At 68.3% G+C, this 17,868-nt stretch carries 13 protein-coding genes and 1 pseudogene; 12 read left to right on the top strand and 2 right to left on the bottom strand.

The features are described 5' to 3' along the window. Window positions 1-4 precede the first annotated feature (4 nt). From ACWEV3_RS18155 to ACWEV3_RS18105, 11 genes and pseudogenes are all read left to right on the top strand, one after another. The gene (locus ACWEV3_RS18155) at window positions 5-406 is read left to right on the top strand and encodes a Zn-ribbon domain-containing OB-fold protein (RefSeq protein WP_452614979.1); all 402 of its coding nucleotides are present in this window, start codon (window positions 5-7) and stop codon (window positions 404-406) included. Beyond that, entirely contained in the window at window positions 403-1,320 is a 918-nt protein-coding gene (locus ACWEV3_RS18150) for a TIGR03620 family F420-dependent LLM class oxidoreductase (protein ID WP_452614978.1), read from the top strand. The genes ACWEV3_RS18155 and ACWEV3_RS18150 overlap by 4 nt, the downstream gene beginning before the upstream one ends. Beyond that, on the top strand, window positions 1,317-4,784 hold the full coding sequence (locus tag ACWEV3_RS18145) for an indolepyruvate ferredoxin oxidoreductase family protein (RefSeq protein WP_452614977.1): 3,468 nt from the start codon (window positions 1,317-1,319) through the stop codon (window positions 4,782-4,784). Before ACWEV3_RS18150 ends, ACWEV3_RS18145 begins: the two co-directional genes overlap by 4 nt. Then, a complete protein-coding gene (locus ACWEV3_RS18140) occupies window positions 4,778-6,160 on the top strand; it encodes an FAD-binding oxidoreductase (RefSeq protein ID WP_452614976.1) in 1,383 nt (460 codons plus the stop codon). The genes ACWEV3_RS18145 and ACWEV3_RS18140 overlap by 7 nt, the downstream gene beginning before the upstream one ends. Next, complete coding sequence (locus tag ACWEV3_RS18135; protein WP_452614975.1) at window positions 6,142-7,173, top strand: alcohol dehydrogenase catalytic domain-containing protein; 1,032 nt, start codon at window positions 6,142-6,144, stop codon at window positions 7,171-7,173. The genes ACWEV3_RS18140 and ACWEV3_RS18135 overlap by 19 nt, the downstream gene beginning before the upstream one ends. After that, window positions 7,170-8,408, top strand: a complete 1,239-nt coding sequence (locus ACWEV3_RS18130) for a CoA transferase (RefSeq protein ID WP_452614974.1) — start codon at window positions 7,170-7,172, stop codon at window positions 8,406-8,408. Before ACWEV3_RS18135 ends, ACWEV3_RS18130 begins: the two co-directional genes overlap by 4 nt. Continuing rightward, window positions 8,405-9,877, top strand: coding sequence for an aldehyde dehydrogenase (locus ACWEV3_RS18125; RefSeq protein ID WP_452614973.1), 1,473 nt, complete (start codon window positions 8,405-8,407; stop codon window positions 9,875-9,877). The genes ACWEV3_RS18130 and ACWEV3_RS18125 overlap by 4 nt, the downstream gene beginning before the upstream one ends. A 62-nt stretch (window positions 9,878-9,939) precedes the next feature. Beyond that, the gene (locus tag ACWEV3_RS18120; RefSeq protein WP_452614972.1) at window positions 9,940-11,550 is read left to right on the top strand and encodes an outer membrane protein assembly factor BamB family protein; all 1,611 of its coding nucleotides are present in this window, start codon (window positions 9,940-9,942) and stop codon (window positions 11,548-11,550) included. 205 nt (window positions 11,551-11,755) lie between these two features. Further along, window positions 11,756-11,830 (top strand): annotated as a pseudogene (locus ACWEV3_RS18115) (hypothetical protein); the annotation flags it as partial. 166 nt (window positions 11,831-11,996) lie between these two features. Further along, entirely contained in the window at window positions 11,997-12,431 is a 435-nt protein-coding gene (locus ACWEV3_RS18110) for a hypothetical protein (RefSeq protein ID WP_452614971.1), read from the top strand. A gap of 3 nt (window positions 12,432-12,434) precedes the next feature. Next, complete coding sequence (locus ACWEV3_RS18105) at window positions 12,435-13,658, top strand: acyl-CoA dehydrogenase family protein (RefSeq protein ID WP_452614970.1); 1,224 nt, start codon at window positions 12,435-12,437, stop codon at window positions 13,656-13,658. A 438-nt stretch (window positions 13,659-14,096) separates the two neighbouring features. Here ACWEV3_RS18105 and ACWEV3_RS18100 read toward each other — a convergent pair whose 3' ends face one another. Further along, window positions 14,097-14,789, bottom strand: coding sequence for a transposase family protein (locus tag ACWEV3_RS18100; RefSeq protein ID WP_452614969.1), 693 nt, complete (start codon window positions 14,787-14,789; stop codon window positions 14,097-14,099). Between the two features lie 1,765 nt (window positions 14,790-16,554). Beyond that, window positions 16,555-17,124: a hypothetical protein gene (locus ACWEV3_RS18095; protein ID WP_452614968.1), complete on the bottom strand. Its 570-nt coding sequence runs from the start codon at window positions 17,122-17,124 to the stop codon at window positions 16,555-16,557. Window positions 17,125-17,613: 489 nt separating this feature from the next. Between ACWEV3_RS18095 and ACWEV3_RS18090 the strand changes: the two genes are divergently transcribed. After that, window positions 17,614-17,868 (top strand): DUF7019 family protein, encoded by a 255-nt coding sequence (locus ACWEV3_RS18090; RefSeq protein ID WP_452615016.1) that lies wholly within the window; start codon window positions 17,614-17,616, stop codon window positions 17,866-17,868.

The following is a 17,868-nucleotide window of genomic DNA, read 5'->3' as shown; positions in this document are numbered from 1 at the left end:
CACGATGACCACTGCCCGACCCCTTCCCGTCCGCTACCCCGAGGACGTCGAGCACCTCGACGGCGCGGCCCGCGGCGAGCTGCGCATTCCGGTGTGCGGTTCGTGCGGCCACCGGTTCTGGCCGCCGTCCCCGGTGTGTCCACGCGATTTCCGCAGGGACGTCGAGTGGGTGACCGATGCCGGGACCGGACGGGTGCACAGCTGGGTCCGGTTCCACAAGCAGTACTTCGCCGGCGACGAGGTGCCCTATGTCGTGGTGCAGGTCCGGCTGGACAGCGGCCCGAATCTGACCACCACCTGGACCGGTGCGGCCGATCCGGTGCTCGGGGAACCGGTGACGGTGTCGTTCCGCGAGGTCGGCGATTCCGTGTGGCTGCCTGAATTCCGACCGGGGGAACACGCATGACCGCCCGTGAACTGGCTGCGCGGATCGGACCGGTCGGCGTGTGGCTGTCCGTGCTGGCGGAGGTTCCCGCCGAGCAGGGCGCGAGCGCGGCCCGGGTCATCGAAGACCTCGGCTACGGTGCCTTGTGGGTCGGGGAATCCCCGGCGCACAAGGAAATCTTCACCAACGCCGCCCTGCTGCTCGGTGCTACCACGCGGCTGACCGTCGCTACCGGGGTCGCCACCATCTGGGCGCGGGACGCCATTGCCGCCGAGGCCGCGGCGCAGACCCTCGGCGAGGCCTTTCCCGGACGGTTCGTGCTCGGCCTCGGTGCCAGCCACGCCGAGGCCGGGCGCGGACACGGGCACGATCGGCCGCTGACGGCGCTGCGCGAATACCTCGACGTGCTCGATACCGACTCCTACCGGGGACCGCGGTCCGACCGGCCGGTGCCCCGGGTCCTGGCAGCGCTGCGGCTCCGGATGCAGGAACTGGCCCGCGACCGGAGCGCCGGGATGCACTCGTTCTTCGTGCCGCCCGCGCACACGGCGGCGGCCCGCGAACGTCTCGGCCCCGAGCCGTTGCTCGTTCCCGAGCAGGCCGTGATCGTCGACTCGGATGCCGGATGCGCCCGGGCGATCGCGCGTGAACACATCGCGACCCGGCTTGCGCTGCGCAACTACGTGAATCACGCGCGCGCACTGGGATTCGACGAGGACGACCTCGCTGGCGGCGGCAGCGACCGCCTGGTGGACGCGCTGGTCGCCTGGGGTGACGCGCAGCGGGTCGCGGCCCGGGTGCACGAACACCTGAACGCGGGAGCCGACCACGTCGCGATCCACCCGCTGACCCGGAGCCACGGCGTAGAACCCGTGCTGGACCAGCTCCGGACGCTTGCTCCCACGCTCGTGCCGCATGGAGGAACCACGCCGTGACCGATCGTCTTGCCGACCGCTACCGCGCGCTCGAGGGACAGTTCCAACTGACCGGCGTCCAGGCGCTGGCCCGGTTGCCGGTCGACGTCCGCCGCGCCGACCAGCGCGCGGGCTTGCGCACCGCTGCGTTCGTCTCCGGCTATGAAGGATCCCCGCTCGGTGGATACGACCTCGAGCTGGGCAAGCAAACCGAGTTGTTGGCCGAGCACGATGTGGTGTTCCGGCCAGGTGTCAACGAGGAACTGGCGGCCACCGCGGTGCAGGGCGCGCAGTTGGCTGCGGGCTCGGCGCATCGGCGCGTCGATGGGGTCACGGGCTACTGGTACGGCAAGTCGCCGGGGTTGGACCGCGCTTCAGATGCCTTGCGGCACAACAACCTGATGGGCACCCACGCGCTCGGCGGAGCACTGGCGCTGGTCGGCGACGACCCGGGTGCGAAGTCCTCGACGGTGCCCGGCAGCTCCGAGTTGCTGCTGGCCGATCTGGGCATGCCGACGCTGTACCCAGCGGATCCGCAGGAAGTGCTCGACCTCGGCCAGCATGCCGTGGCGATGTCTCGTGCGTGCGGGCTCTGGGTCGGCTTCAAGATCGCCACCAACGTCGCGGACGGCACCGGCACGGTGCGCGTGCATCCCGACCGGATCCGCCCGGTGGCACCGGATCCGGTAGTCGACGGGCGAACGTTCACCCACGAGATGACCGCGCGGATGCTGCAACCGGATCTCGGCAGGCTGGAGCGCACCCGAGACGGCGTACGCCTCGAACTCGCGCGTCGTTACGCCGCGGCCAACGGACTGAACACGATCGCCGGCGCCGAGGCCCAGATCGGGATCGTCGCTGCCGGCAGAACCTTTCACGACCTTCGCCAGGCGCTGGAGATCTTGGGCCTGGACGAGCCGGAACTGGGCCGCCGCGGAGTGCGGCTGCTGCGGCTGGCGATGGTGCATCCGCTCGACCCGGAGATCGTCACCCGGTTCGCCACTGGGCTGCGCGAAATCGTGGTGGTGGAGGAGAAACGTTCCTTCATCGAATCCGCCATCAAGGGTCTGCTTTACGGCCGTGCCGAGGCTCCGGTCGTCAGCGGCAAGCGCGGACCCGACGGCGCCGCCCTGGTACCGGCCGACGGCGAACTGGACCCGGACCGCATCGCTGAAGCGCTCGTGCCCCGGCTACGTGCGCACGGCGAGTTTCCCTCCGTCGAATCCTGGCGACCGCCGCGGCGCACCATCGCGCTCCCGCTGGCCGCCCGCACCCCGTACTTCTGCTCGGGCTGCCCGCACAACTCGTCCACGAAAACTCCGGCGGGATCGCTGGTCGGCGCCGGAATCGGATGCCACAGCCTGGTGCTGATGACGGACCAGGAACAGACCGGGGAGATCACCGGGCTGACCCAGATGGGCGGCGAGGGCACCCAGTGGGTGGGCATGTCTCCCTTCGTGCGCAAGGAACACCTCGTGCAGAACCTCGGTGACGGCACCTTCCACCACTCGGGCAGCCTGGCGGTGCGCGCGGCCGTCGCCTCCGGCGTGAACATCACCTACAAGCTGCTGTACAACTCGGCGGTCGCGATGACCGGCGGGCAGCAGCCGACCGGAGTCCTGACCATTCCCCGGGTGATCGACGCCATGCGGGCCGAGGGGGTGCGCCGGATCATCGTCACCACCGAGGACCCGGCCCGCTACCGCCGCGTCCGCCTGGGGCGCGGCGTCCGGGTGTGGCACCGCGACCGGTTGACCGAAGCGCAGGAGACGCTTGCCCGCATCCCGGGCGTGACGATGCTGATCCACGACCAGGAATGCGCGACGGAACTGCGGCGCAAACGCAAGCGCGGGCTCGCTCCGGAACCACCGCAACGGGTGGTCATCAACGAGCGGGTGTGCGAGGGCTGCGGCGACTGCGGAGAGAAGTCGAACTGCCTTTCGGTGCAGCCGGTTGACACCGAGTTCGGCCGCAAGACCCGCATCGACCAGTCCTCCTGCAACAAGGACTTTTCCTGCCTGGCAGGGGATTGCCCGTCGTTCCTCACTGTGCTGCCAGGCAAGGACGCCGGGTCCCGGCCGGTCGCCGACGCGCTCCAGGACACCCTGCCGGAGCCCGCCCGGATCGTCTCGGCCGAGCGGTTCACCGTGCGGGTGACCGGGGTCGGCGGTTCGGGAGTGGTCACGCTTTCGCAGATCCTCGCGACCGCGGCGAACATCGCCGGCCTGCCGGTTCGCTCGCTGGATCAAACCGGGCTCGCGCAGAAGGGCGGCGCGGTGGTCTCCGATGTCAAGATCGGCGCGGCGCACGCGAACAAGGCGAGCGAAGGCGAGTGCGATCTCTACCTCGGCGCCGATGTGCTCGTCGCCGCCGATCCCCGCTACCTTGCCGTCGCCGATCCGCGCCGCACCACCGCCGTGGTCTCCACGTCGAAGGTCCCGACCGGTGCGATGGTCACCGACACCAGCGTCACCTTCCCCGAGGAAGCGGCGCTGCTCGACCGGCTCCGCGAAGCGGCCGAGACCGTGACCGAGCTGGATGCCCGGGAACTGGCCGAGTTGCTGTTCGGCCAGGACCAGTACGCCAACCTCCTGCTGACCGGGGTGGCTTACCAGCGTGGTGCGCTGCCCCTTCCGGCGGAGACGATCGAGGAAGCCATCTCCCGCAACGGGGTCCACGTCGAGACCAATGTGCAGGCATTCCGCCGGGGCCGGCAGTGGGTGGCTGACCGTGCGGCGCTGGAGGCCGTGCTCAGCACGCTTCGTGGGGAACCCGAACACGAAGCTGCGCTCGAGCCGGCCACGCGCGAGCTGCTGGCCAAGGTCGGTGCTGACGACAACTCCGAACTCGCGAGGCTGCTGCGCATCCGCGTGCCCGAGTTGATCGCTTACCAGAACACCGCCTACGCGCGCCGCTACCTGGAGCACGTCGAGCGGGTGCGTCGCGCCGAGACCAGCGCGGTCCCGGGTGCAACGGTGCTGACCGAGGCCGTGGCACGGAACCTGCACAAGCTGATGGCTTACAAGGACGAGTACGAGGTCGCGCGTCTTTCCCTGGACCCGGTGCAGGAACGCCGCATCCGCGCGCGTTTCGGTGCGGACGCCCGCGTTGCGTACCGGCTGCATCCGCCGGTGCTCAAGGCGCTCGGCATGCGCGGCAAAGTCGAGCTGGGGCCCTGGTTCAAACCGGTCTTCCGCATCCTCGTCGCGGCGCGGCGGCTGCGCGGGACTCGGCTGGATCCATTCGGCCGCACCGCGATCCGCAAGCTGGAACGCGACCTGGTCGCTGAATACGAACGCGTCATCGGTGAACTGGCCGAGCGGCTAGGCCCGGAAACTCATGCGCTGGCCGTGGAAACGGCCCTCTTGCCCGACCTGGTGCGAGGCTACGAGGACGTCAAGGTCGGCACCGTCGTGGAATACCGGCGCGCACTCGCGCAGCGGCTGGCCGAGGTCCGCGCGGCGAAAGCCGGTGCGCCATGCTGAAAGAACTGCGCCGCACGCTGCCGGCCGACCGGGTGCTCACCGATCCCGATGTCCTTGCCGTGTATGCGCACGACGAGGCGGTGTGGGCGCCGCACGATATGCCGTTGGCCGTGGTGCGCGCCCACACCGCTGAGGAGATCCAGCAGACGGTGCGGGCGTGCCTGCGACACGGAATCCCGATTGTGCCGCGCGGTGCCGGCACCGGTCTCTCCGGCGGGGCGAACGCGGTGGCGGGCGGGATCGTGCTGTCCACCGAGCGGATGACTGCGATCCGCGAGATCAACACCGGCGAACGGATCGCCGTGGTCGAACCCGGCGTCGTGAACGAGACGCTGCGGGCGGCCTGTGCGGAACACGGCCTGTGGTATCCGCCGGATCCGGCGAGCGCGCCGTGGTCCACGATCGGCGGCAACGTCGCCACCAACGCCGGCGGGCTGTGCTGCGTCAAGTACGGGGTCACCCGGGACTACGTGCTCGGTCTGGAGGTCGTCACCGGCACCGGAGACCTGGTCCGGCTCGGTCGCCGAACGGCCAAGGGCGTCGCCGGATACGACCTCACCGGGCTGATGGTCGGCTCCGAGGGCACCCTCGGCGTGATCACGGAGATCACCGTGCGGCTGCGCGGGGCGCGGGCGAGCGAACGCACGGTCGCCGGTTACTTCACCAGCCTGTCCGAAGCCGGAGACGCCGTCGCGGCCATCGGTGCGTCCGGCATCGTGCCGTCGGTGTTGGAACTGATCGACCGGCACACCCTCGCCGCGGTGGACGCCTGGAAGAACATGGGCCTGTCCGCCGAAGCCGAGGCGGTGCTGCTCGGCCGCACCGACGCGCCCGGCGAGGCTGGCAAGTACGAAGCCGAGATCATGGCGGACTGCTTCGCCGTGGCGGGTGCCACGTGGACCGCTGCATCGTCCGATGCATCGGAATCCGAGGCCTTGTTCGCCGCGCGGCGGCTCGCTTATCCCGCGCTCGAACGGCTCGGCCCGGTGCTCACCGAGGACGTGTGCGTGCCGATCGCCGCGGTGCCGGAGATGCTGCGGCGGATCGAGGGGATCGGGGTTCGCCACGAGGTGCGCATCGCGAACGTCGCGCACGCCGGTGACGGGAACCTGCATCCGGTGCTGGTCGTGCCGGGTGGTGATCCGGTGGCGCGTGTGCGGGCACAGGCCGCGTTCGAAGAGATCCTGAGCGAGGCGATCGCGCTCGGCGGCACGGTGACCGGGGAACACGGCGTCGGGCTGCTCAAACGCGACGGGCTCAGCCGGGAGCTCTCGGCACCGGTGCTGGCCATGCAGGCGGCGGTCAAGCAGGCACTCGATCCGCAGGGAATCTTCAATCCAGGCAAGGTGATCGCATCATGCGCGCCGCGGTCTTGACCCGTCCGGGCGGTCCCGAGGCGGTGACGATCGCCGAGCTGGATCGCCCGGAGCCGGGCCCCGGCGAGGTGCTCGTCGAGGTCGCGGCCTGCGGGGTGTGCGGGCACGACCAGGCCGACCGTGCCGGGCTGCTGAGCATCCCGCTGCCCGCGGTGCTCGGACACGAGATCTCCGGAACTGTCGTGGCTGTCGGCCCTGACGTTGCCCGGTTCAGCGTGGGGAACCGGGTCGCCGCGAAGCAGTTCGGCACCTGCGGCCGATGCGAACCGTGCGCGAACGGTAAGGAACTGCGGTGTGCGCGACGAGCGTTTCTCTACGGCGGGTTCGCCGAATACGCCGTGCTCCCGCAGTCGGCTCTGTTGCGCGTGCCGCCTGGCGTGCACCTGGCCGAGGCCGCGGTCGTCGCCTGCGCCGTGGGCACTAGTTTGCAGGCGTTGCGCCGCATCGCGCGGGTCGAACCTGGCGAGACGGTGCTCGTCACCGGGGCCGGTGGCGGACTGGGGCTGCACGCCGTGCAGGTCGCCGCCGCGCTCGGGACCCGGGTGCTCGCGCTCACCGGTCGTCTGGACAAGACAGAGCAGCTGCAGCGATGCGGCGCCGCGTACGTGGTGACCGCGGGGGACACCGCTTGGCAGGACATCCTCGACGCGACCGAGGGGCGAGGCGCCGACGTCGTGCTGGACAACACCGGGCATCCGGCCGTGTTCAGGCAGGCTTTCCGCGGCCTCGCCCATGCGGGGCGGTATGTGCTGACCGGGCAGGTCGGCGGCGAGCCGATCCGGGTCCATCCGGCCTTCGTGTTCGCGAAGGAAGCCGTGCTGACCGGTTCTGGGTCCACGCTGCTGACCACCTTCGCCGACGCGCTGGACCTGGTTGCCGAGGGAAGGGTGCAGCCCCTGCTGACCACCTATCCCCTCGACGAGGTGGTCAGCGCCTTCACTGATCTCGACGAACGCCGGGTGACTGGGCGCGCCGTACTCGTCCCCGGTTCCCGACCTGGAGGGCACCGATGACCAGACCGTTGGCCGGCACGCACATCGTCGAATGCGCGAGTTTCGTCGCCGGCCCGACCGGCGGCATGACGCTGGCGCAGCTGGGCGCCGACGTGATCCGCATCGACCCGATCGGCGGCGGCAGCGACCACCTTCGCTGGCCAGTCGCGCCGACGGGGGAAAGCTACTACTGGGCCTCGCTGAACAAGGGCAAACGCTCGGTCGCGGTCGACCTGCGCAGCCCGGAAGGCCGCGAGCTCGTCCTCGCGCTGGCAACCGCTGCGGGACCCGATCGCGGGGTGCTGATCGACAATGTGGTCGGGCGGCCATGGCTGGCCCACGAACGGTTGGCAGCGCGCCGATCCGACGTGATCCACGTGCGCGTACAGGGTTATCCGGACGGGCGGCCCGCGGTGGACTACACCGTCAACGCCGAGGTCGGGATCCCGCAGATCACCGGCAGCGACGGCTGGGCGGCTCCGGTGAACCACGTGCTGCCGGCTTGGGACCTGGTCACCGGGCTCAGCGTCGCCACGGGGGTGCTCGCCGCGCTGAACCAGCGCGCTCGCACCGGAGCAGGTGCCTACGTCGAACTGGCCCTCTCCGATGTGGCGCTCGCCGGAGTCGCCAATCTCGGCTGGCTGTCCGAGGCCGCCGACCGGCACGGGGAACGGCCGCGGCACGGCAACCACGTCTACGGCAGTTTCGGTGTCGACTTCGCCTGCCGGGACGACGCGCGGGTGATGGTCGTGGCGCTCACTGACGGCCAGTGGCGGGCGCTGCAGTCCGCGACCGGCACTGCGGAGGTGTTCACCGCACTGGAACAGGCATTGCACGCGGATCTGCGCGATGAGGCCGAACGGTACCGCTTGCGCGAGACGATCGCGGCCGTTCTGCGGCCGTGGTTCGCCGCGCGGGCCCTCGACGAGGTGGGCAGGAAACTGGATGCCGCGCGGGTGCTCTGGGGCCGTTATCGCGGCATGGCCGCACTCGTGGCCGAGCACCGCCAACAGGTTCACGAGGTGCTCGCCGATCTGAGGCTGCCACGCGGCGGGTCCGCCATCACCGCACGTTCCCCGCTTCGGTTCTCCGGCGAGCGCGGTGCCGCTGGTGAGTGTCCGGAGCTCGGAGGGGACACCGATTCCGTACTGGCCGAGGTTCTCGGCCTCACGGCCGCCGAACTTGGCGGCCTGCACGACCGGCGGGTCATCGCCACGCCGGACAACGCGAAACACCAGTACAGGGAGCTACGTTGACTATCGCCGCAGGTTCGAGCACCGATCTGGACCGCACTCGGTTCTTCATCGACGGCGCGTGGGTGACGCCGAAGGGAGCCGAGACCCATGTGGCCCTGGAGGCGGCCACCGAGACCCCACTGGGCACTGCCGCCTTGGGTACCGACGCCGATATCGACGCTGCGGTCCGCGCTGCTCGCCGTGCCCTCGACGAGGGGTCGTGGGGCCGGACCACGGCAGCAGAACGTGCGGCGGTGATGCGCCGCTTCGCGGAGGCACTGGTCGCCCGCTCCACCGACACCGCCACACTGGTCAGCCGAGAGAACGGCATGCCGATCGCGCTGTCGAACGCCTTCAATGGGGACGCTCCGGCAGGTCTGCTGAACATGTACGCGGACCAGGTCGAGACGATGCCGCTGGAAGAGATCCGGCCGAGCCCGGCCGGATCCACGGTCGTGCGCCGTGCTCCGGTGGGCGTGGTCGGGGCGATCACGCCGTGGAACTACCCGCAGGTCCTCGCGATGATGAAGATCGCCCCGGCACTGGCCGCGGGCTGCACCGTGGTTCTCAAGCCCTCCCCGGAAACCGCGCTGGACGGCTATATCCTGGGCGATGCCGCCGCCGAGGCCGGGTTGCCGCCGGGCGTGCTCAACATCGTGCTTGCCGGGCGGGAAGCCGGCGCCGCGCTCGTCTCCCATCCGCTCGTGGACAAGATCGCGTTCACCGGGTCCACCGCGGCCGGCCGGATCATCGGCGCGGAATGCGGGCGCCTGGTCCGCCGGTGCACCCTGGAGCTGGGCGGAAAATCCGCGGCCATCGTGCTCGACGACGCAGATCTGGACACCTTCGTCGCCGGCCTGGACAACGCCTGCTTCCAGAACAATGGCCAGACCTGCACGGTCCAGTCGCGGATCCTCGCCCCGCGCTCGCGATATGCCGAGGTAGTCGAGGCGGTCGCGCAGTTCGCGCGCGAGATGGTCGTGGGCAATCCGCTCGACCCGGCCGTCACGTGCGGCCCGATGGCCAGCAAGGCGCAGCTCGACCGGGTCCTCGGCTACATCGAACTCGGGCGCGCTTCCGACGCTCGCCTGGTGACCGGGGGCGGCCGTCCCACGGACCTCTCCCGCGGCTGGTTCGTGGAGCCCACCGTGTTCGCCGACGTGGACAACCGCGAACGGATCGCGCAGGAGGAGATCTTCGGCCCCGTCGTCACCATCACTGCCTACGAGGACGACGACGAGGCGGTCGGCATCGCCAACGCCAGCGAGTACGGCCTCGGAGGTTCGGTCTGGACCACCGACGAGGATCGTGGCCTCGCGATCGCCCGCCGGGTGCGGACCGGAACGATCGGCCTCAACTACTACCTGCAGGACCTCGGCGCGCCCTTCGGTGGCATGAAAGGCAGCGGCATCGGTCGCGAACTCGGACCCGAGGCACTCGGCAACTACCTGGAGTTCCAGTCCATCTACGCCAGCGCCGACCTGCTCTGATCCGGAGCACCTCCGGGGCCGTCGCGCGCGGCCCCGGAGACCGACCGCGGAGGAGGAAACCCGTGTTCACCGCTCGCCGACTGCGCACTGCCGCACTCATCATCGCGCTGGTCCTGCCCATGGCAACCGTCACCGAAGCTGCTGCCACCACCGGATATCGGGTCCAGCGGCTGGTCGCCGGCACCACGTTGCACGCCCCGAACGGCATCACCCTCGCTCCCAACGGCGAGCTGCTCACCGCCAGCCTCGCCAGCGAAACCATCTCCGCGGTGGACCCCGGCACCGGAAAGATCCGCAGTCTGGTCGGTCCGCGTGAGGGCCGCTCCGACGATCTCGTCGTCGCCCCCTCCGGCGAGATCTTGTGGACGGACCCGCTCGCCGGCACCGTGAAGGGGCGCGCCCCCGACGGCCGGATCCGTACCGTCGCCCGCGACCTTCCCGGCGTCAACTCCATCGCGTTCGACCGGTCCGGCAAGCACTTGTACGTCGGGCAGTTGACCTTCGCCGATGCGCTCTGGGAAATCGACCCCGCGGGCCAGGCCGCGCCGCGACTCGTCGCGCGCGATCCAGGTGGGCTCAACGCCTTCGCGTTCGGGCTGGACGGGATGATCTACGCGCCTCGGGCCGAGCACGGGCAGGTGGCTCGGGTCGATCCGCGCACTGGGGCGATTTCGGTAGTCGCCACCGGATTCCGTCAGCCGGTGTCCGTCCGCTTCGATTCCCGCGACCGGCTCCATGCTCTCGACGGGGCGACTGGGCAGCTCGTCCGGATCGACCCGGCGACCGGTGCCAAGCACACCGTGGTGACGTTGCCCGCCGCTGACGACAACATGGTCATCGGCCCGGGAGATCGCGCCTATGTCAGCAATATGGCCGACAGCTCGGTCTCCGAGATCGATCTCGACACCGGAGCCGCCGCGGTGGTGACCTCGAGCCGGCTTGCTTTCCCCGCGGACGTCGCCTCCGACGGGCACACCCTCTACATCGCTGACGCAACAGCACTGCGCACCGTGGACACACACACCGGCGCGGTCGGTGAAATCCAGCGACGGCTGTCTTCCGCGTTGGAATTCCCGTCCGGCATCAGCGTCACCGCAGGATATTTCGTGCTCACGTCCGAACTGATCGGGTCCGTCCAGGTGGTCGACCGCAAGACCGGAAACGCCGTCCGCGAAGTCCACGGCCTCGACAATCCCGCGGACGCCGTGGAGCTGCCCGACGGCAGCCTCGTGATTTCCGAGCCCGCGAGGGGTCGGCTCCTCCACGTCGTCGGCGAGACAGTCCGGCCGCTCGCGGAAGACCTCGGTGCCCCAACGGGGCTCGCGGTGACCAAACGCGGGACGGTCCTGGTTGCCGACGCCGCCGGCGGTCGGCTGTTCGAGGTCGAGCCCGCATCGGGAACGGTCACCGAACGCGCCGCGGGACTCGGGGGACCGCGTGCGGTCGCGGTCCGCCCGGACGGATCGGCCATAGTGCTCGATGCCGCCGGCAGGCGCGTGCTTTCGGTGAACGGGCAGGGCACACATCAGGTGCTTGTGACCGGTCTCGATGTCGGATACCTGCGCCTGCCGCATGTCCGGTCCGGAGGGCTCGCGATCGGCCCCGACGGGACGGTCTACGTCGCCGCGGACCGGGACAACGCCGTCGATGCGATCCGGAAGACCCGCGGATGACCCGGCGCGGTTTCCGATTCGGCGTCAATCTGCTCACCCCGTCTTCGCGCGCTGAGTGGCAGGCGCGCTGCCGGGAAGCTGAGGATCTCGGCTACGACGTCATCGCGGTAGCAGATCACCTTGGCATGCCGGCGCCGTTGCCCGCCTCGTCTCGGCGGCCGAAGCCACCACACGTCCTCGTCTCGGGGTCTTCGTTCTCAACGCCGGGTTCTACAACCCGGCCTTGCTGGCCCGCGACCTCGCCGGCACGGACGCGTTGCTGGACGGACGCCTCGAGATCGCGCTCGGGACGGGTTATGTCAAAGCCGAGTTCGACACCGCCGGGATTCCCTGGCGCAGCGAGCCCGGAGCGGGTCGACCACCTCGAGCACACCGTGCTGGAGGTGCGTCGGCTGCTTGCCGATCCGTAGCACCGGCCACGACCGGTCCAACGGCCGATGCCGCCGGTGAGCGTCGCGGACAACGGAGACCGAGTATTCCGGAAAGCCGCCGCACACGCCGAGATCGTCGCCTTCAGCGGGGCCGCACCCGGGCAACGCCCCGGCATGCTCCGGTTCCTCGACCCGAAGGCGCTCACCCAACGTGTGGCACACGTGCGGCAAGCCGCGCCGCACCGGTTCGCCGAGCTGGAGCTCAACCGGCTCGTCCACGCGGTCGCGATCGACAGTGATCGCCGGGACGCAGTCAACAGGTTGTCCCGGTTCGAACACCACCTGTCCGACCGCGACCTGGCGCGGGTTCCCACCGTCCTTTCGGGACACCCCGCTGAGGTTGCGGAAAAACTTCATCAGCATCGCGAGGCAATCGGGTTCACTTACTTCACGGTGCCCGAGCCTGCGATGCGCGAATTCGCTCGTGTTATTGCCGCAGTGAGAGGTTGAGGCATGTCCCGTTTGGCGCAAACTGCCGGTTTGACCGATGTTCAGCAGGAGATCCTGTCGACGGTGCGGTCGTTCGTGGACAAGGAGATCATCCCGCACGCGCAAGCGCTGGAGCACGCGGACGAGTACCCGGCCGAGATCGTCGATGCGATGATGGAGATGGGCCTGTTCGGGCTCACCATCCCCGGGGAGTACGGCGGCCTGGGTGAGTCGCTGCTGACGTATGCGCTGGTCGTGGAGGAGATCGCGCGGGGCTGGATGAGCGTGTCCGGCGTGATCAACACGCACTTCATCGTGGCGCACATGATCTCCCGGCACGGGACGCCGGAGCAGAAGCAGCACTTCCTGCCCCGGATGGCGACCGGCGAGGTCCGCGGGTCGTTCTCGATGTCCGAGCCGGACCTGGGCTCGGACGTGGCGGCGATCAAGACCCGGGCCTGCCGGGACGGCGACGACTACGTGATCGACGGCGCGAAGACGTGGCTGACCAACGGCGGTTCCTCCAACCTGATCGCGCTGCTGGTCAGGACCGACGAAGAGCCTGCCAGCGGAGCCGACGACCAGAAATCAGGGAAAGCGCACGATCGACTCACGGCGTTCCTGGTGGAGAAGCCATCCGGGTTCGGCGAGGTCCTCCCGGGCCTCACCATTCCCGGCAAGATCGACAAGATGGGGTACAAGGGCGTGGACACCACCGAGGCGGTGTTCGACGGGTTCCGCATCGGCTCGGACAAGGTCCTCGGCGCCGCCCCGGGCAAGGGCTTCTCCTACATGATGGACGGGGTCGAGGTCGGCCGCGTCAACGTCGCCGCGCGCGCCTGCGGGATCGCGATCCGCGCGTTCGAGCTGGCGATCGACTACGCGCAGCAGCGCTCGACGTTCGGCAAGCCGATCGCGCGGCACCAGGCGATCGCGTTCAAGCTGGCGGAGATGGCGACGAAGGTCGAGGCCGCGCACCTGATGATGGTCAATGCCGCCCAGCTCAAGGACTCCGGGGCTCGCAACGACGTCGAGGCTGGCATGGCCAAGCTGATCGCGAGCGAGTACTGCGCCGAAGTCACCCAGGAAGCGTTCCGCATCCACGGCGGCTACGGCTACTCCAAGGAATACGAAATCGAACGCCTCATGCGCGAAGCACCCTTCCTCCTCATCGGTGAAGGCACCAGCGAAATCCAGAAGACCATCATCAGCCGCGGCCTCCTCCGCGAGTACGGAAGCAACCGCTGACTTGCCTGCCACGAGATCTTTTCGACCTGCGGAAGGGCATGCACGCGCGTAACAGAACCCGTGACGCGGACCGAACTGCTGCAACCGGAACCGGCGTAGGCGCTGGCCGCGCTACTCGACGTTCCGGTCCCCGATCTCGAACAGGGCCTGCCCCTGTCGTGGCACTGGATCTACCTGCTCGACCGGCCCACACAGGCGGATCTGGGGCCGGACGGGCACCCGGTCCGCAACACCGTTGTCGCGCCGCCCGGGCCGGGCCGCCGCCGGATGTGCGCCGGTGGCCGGGTGCGCACGCTCGGCCGTTGCGGTGCGGCGAACCGGCCGCCAGGCACAGCAAAGTCCGGTATCGGGAGTCCGGAACTCGTTCGGGCGCCGGGGCAGGATTTGCTTATGCTGGCTGATTTGCGGAGAGTGCATTGAGGTGATCTCAGTTGGAGGCTATGTGTAGCCGTGTTCGTGGTGGGTGAGGACGAGTGCGGCTTGGACGATGTGGCCGGGTTTGCGGGGGCTGGCGGTGATGTGCTGGAGCGTGCGCCAGCGTCCGATCAGGGAGGCGAATCCGCGTTCGCCTAGGGCGTGCAGGCTGCGGAGGAGCTGGTTGTAGGTGCGGTTGTCGGGGTCCAGTGGGCGGCCGCGTCCGGTTTTGGAGTGCTTGATGACGGTGTGGATGCCGGCGCCTTGGTAGCCGCCGTCGGCGAGGGTGGGCAGGTCGAGTTGGGGGGGCGGCCCAGTACAGCGCGCTGAGGACGTGGTGTTCGGCGGCGGTGATGTCGTGGACCGAGCCGGGTTCCACCGGTGAGACCCAGATCGGGAATCCTCGGGTGTGGTCAGTGCCTGGATGTTGCCGCCTTGGTCGCGGTGTTTGCCGGAGTACCACCGGTGGATCTCGGTGCCTGTGACGCTGGTGGTCTTCTCACCGAGCCGGTCGCAGGAGAACAGTTTCCCGTCCAGGATCACGAACATCGCGCCGTCGTTTCGGGCCTTGCGCAGGGCCTGATGCAGGTCCGGGGCCTGGTCGTCCAGGACCTCGATGACCTCGTCGATGTACCGGTAGCCGGTTGCACGGGAGATGTCGTTGTCCCGCGCCGAAGTGGGGATGGCGATGCGGTCACGGAACCACCGCAGCCCCATCACGCGCATCGTAGGTTCTCCATTTGTGTAGGTCAGGTCGATGCAGGGCGCTACCTTGACACGGTAGTTCTCAGATTCACTGTTTTGGCTGGTCAAGTGTGCGCCAACGGTGGGACGGTGCGGGTCGGGACAGGTTGCTGCACCGCCGGACGCGATGTCGCCAGTTTTGCCCGGCGTCGGTGTCTGAATGGGTGGAGCGGGAGGGAGCGGGAGGGAAATGGGAGGGTTGTAGGGGTTTGAACCGCGTTGTACTGCACTGAGCGGAAGTGAGCTGCACCGGTTTGTGCTGCGATTTCTCGTTTTCGCAGGTGAATGTCTCGTGTGGACATTTCTGGGGGTCAAGGGGTCGCAGGTTCAAATCCTGTCAGCCCGACCGCGGGAGAGCCCGCTGACACGGCACGAGAGTGCAGGTCAGCGGGCTTTTTTCGTGTCTCGATGTGGATCTTGGGTGATCGTCCTTAGGGGTGCCGTCTCGATCTTTCGGCATTTTTGGGAGGATCGGTTTAGCGGGTCTGAAATGGGGTCGCGTTCTGGGAGGCGCCGCTGTTCACCCGCGTGGGTGGTTTCGGTGTGCGCTGGACACCTGGCGCTGATCACGCGGAGATGTGGGTCTCGCCCTCGATGATCATCCACCGGGCGAGCTCGATCATCAGGTCGCTGGCCATCAGCACACTTGCCCATCGGGTGTGGTGAACGCCGGCCTTGGACAAGCTCCGCGGTTACAGGTGGGCGACCGACTGTGTCTGTGGACGGAGGTGCTCGCTAACTACACGGGTCCTGCTTCCCGATAGCGGGTGCGGCAAGGGCTTTTCGCTGTCCCGCCGGAACCCATACGGGACGCCTCGCCGGGACAGGCTGATTTGCTTTGTGAGCTTCGAGAATCTCGGCGGGTTTACGCTCGGAGCAGGTGCTATCGGATGTCCCGCCGTGTGCTCGAACAGCCTCCAGGGCACGTGTAGCGGGTGCTCGGTTTCGGGACGCGGTTACGTGCCCGCCGCCAGTCACGGTTACCTTCTGGGCCGACACCGACGTCATCCACCTGGTCGCCGGCCGCACCGTGCGGCGGATCAGCGCGGCGCGCTGATCCCAGTACAGCGCTGTCTGGAACGAGGTTGTACACCTACCGACCCAGTCGCAGACTGATGAGTTCGGCCGGGGCGGGAGTCCCGCGTGAGCGCTGATGCGTTGGGCTTCGCGGGCGAACTATTGTTGGCAAACGGGGGCTCGGCAGCAAAGAACCCAGGCCATCTGACCTGGGTTCTTGGTGGGGCTCCAGGGGTCGACCCTTAACCCGCGGATTCTGAGGCCACACTTCCGGTTGCTTACGGACGCCACCTAGTACCTACCACCACCTGCATAAATCACTATTGCAAATGATTGTTGCGATGCGTCACTTGCGGTCATATGGCGTTGTTTTGTGAGGGCAAGGTGTAGGCGCCGCATGCAAGCTAGCGACACCCACACCTGGAGGCGCTGGACGGCCTCGAATACCAAACCTTCTGATCTCGATTCCATGATCATCAGTGTTTGCCGTTGTCTGCCAACACCTTTGGTTACCTGCGCGACTCCGGCTACCGATTTCGCCTTGTCTGCCGTTATTTGCGGTCGCTTGCGGGTGATTTTTGGCAATTGGTTGGCAACTTCTCACCTGCACCCACCGGGACGACGCCAAAAGTGCACCGCACGAGGCGGTTCTCGGGGATTGCTTAACGTGGAGTGGTGACGGTGGCCGACACGAGCCGGGCCACCGAAAGGCTGGCACCGATCAAGGTCGGGAGGCATTGGGCGGGGGGTCTTCAGCGCCGCTAGAGTTGCGGGGCCTGTAACCGGATTCAAAGGACTCGGAGACCTCTCGCGGGGCGCCGAGCACTACCGCTTCCGGCGTCCTCCCACGCCATCGGTGCCGCTTCCGCAAATAGGCTGCTGCTTGCTCCTCGAACCCGCGAACCATAACGCCGACACGAAAGACGAGATCAAAGATATCGGCCTTGTCGCTTGCTTCGGCGATCGGCTCACGTACTCCCTGCCCGCACAACTCGTCAGCGATAATGTCGAAGAAGGTGACGGTATCGCCGCCTGCACGGTGCAGGTCGGTGTACAGCGAAAGGTCCACCCCCACACGAAGCAGCTCCCGCTCGGTTTGGCGCAGCCGCGCGTCGGCCTCGTTGAGCAGCTTGAAGTGGTAATCGAGACCGAATTGGCGCGCCGCTTCCGAGGCGTCCTCCGGGCCAGGTTCTGGTAGGTCGCTCAGGGTAACGAAGCTGATCCCGAATTCGAGGACGTCTTGCTGGAACTCCCGGGCAAGCGTTAACGCCCGGTGGACCGACTCGATCACCCTACGGCGTTGTGCTGCTCGCTCTTGGAGGCCATAGCCCAGCATGACACCGACGACAGTTCCGACTATGCCTAGGAGAGTTGCTACCAGCTTAGGATCCATGGCCGCCGCTCCAACGCCGACGAGCTGACACCAGCCCCAGCCGGTCTTTGGACGTCGCCTTGCTCCGGGACTGCCTCGACCCTTTCGAGGATAGGACCCCACACGCGGCGACGCTTTACGTCGGGCTACCCATGATCTGACGGGTCATGGATTCGATCAGGCGCGGCTTGTCAGCACCTTGCCCTTGCCGAAAACCGCATCCGTGCAGGTCATGCTGCGCGTCGGTACTCGTGGAGGATGCCACCGAGCCGGTCGTGTCGACGTATGTTGGGGGAATCGGGCTGCTGCGGATTGGCGACTGGCACGGGCAAGGGGCGTAGCGGGCGGGCGTTCGCGATGCCCTGGTGTGGGCGGTGGGAGTTGTAAAACTGTTCGAACTCGCGCAGGATCGCCGACTCCGGCCCGTGCCGACCGGCGGACGCGCCGCGTCTCGGGTGTGCGCTGCTCGACGAAGATACGGCGCCGACAAGCGCGCTCGCTTCGGCCCACATGGCGAACTGGCTGATGTGTGGCGATCAGCAAGAGGTGGAGTTCCTCGCCGAACGCCTCATGCACGGGCCAAGCCCGTACCCCGAACTCGACGTCCACGACGGCATGGCGGTGCTGCTCGGCAGTCCGCTGTTTGTCGCGCTGGCCGACTGA

Source organism: Saccharopolyspora sp. NPDC003752, assembly GCF_053605825.1.
This window is presented reverse-complemented; position numbering and strand designations above follow the sequence as displayed.

Coding starts and splice junctions, on each gene's coding strand:
- ACWEV3_RS18105 (WP_452614970.1), top strand. CDS start 12,435: ATGTCCCGTTTGGCGCAAACTGCCGGTTTGACCGATGTTCAGCAGGAG.
- ACWEV3_RS18135 (WP_452614975.1), top strand. CDS start 6,142: ATGCGCGCCGCGGTCTTGACCCGTCCGGGCGGTCCCGAGGCGGTGACG.
- ACWEV3_RS18150 (WP_452614978.1), top strand. CDS start 403: ATGACCGCCCGTGAACTGGCTGCGCGGATCGGACCGGTCGGCGTGTGG.
- ACWEV3_RS18100 (WP_452614969.1), bottom strand. CDS start 14,789: ATGGGGCTGCGGTGGTTCCGTGACCGCATCGCCATCCCCACTTCGGCG.
- ACWEV3_RS18155 (WP_452614979.1), top strand. CDS start 5: ATGACCACTGCCCGACCCCTTCCCGTCCGCTACCCCGAGGACGTCGAG.
- ACWEV3_RS18130 (WP_452614974.1), top strand. CDS start 7,170: ATGACCAGACCGTTGGCCGGCACGCACATCGTCGAATGCGCGAGTTTC.
- ACWEV3_RS18140 (WP_452614976.1), top strand. CDS start 4,778: ATGCTGAAAGAACTGCGCCGCACGCTGCCGGCCGACCGGGTGCTCACC.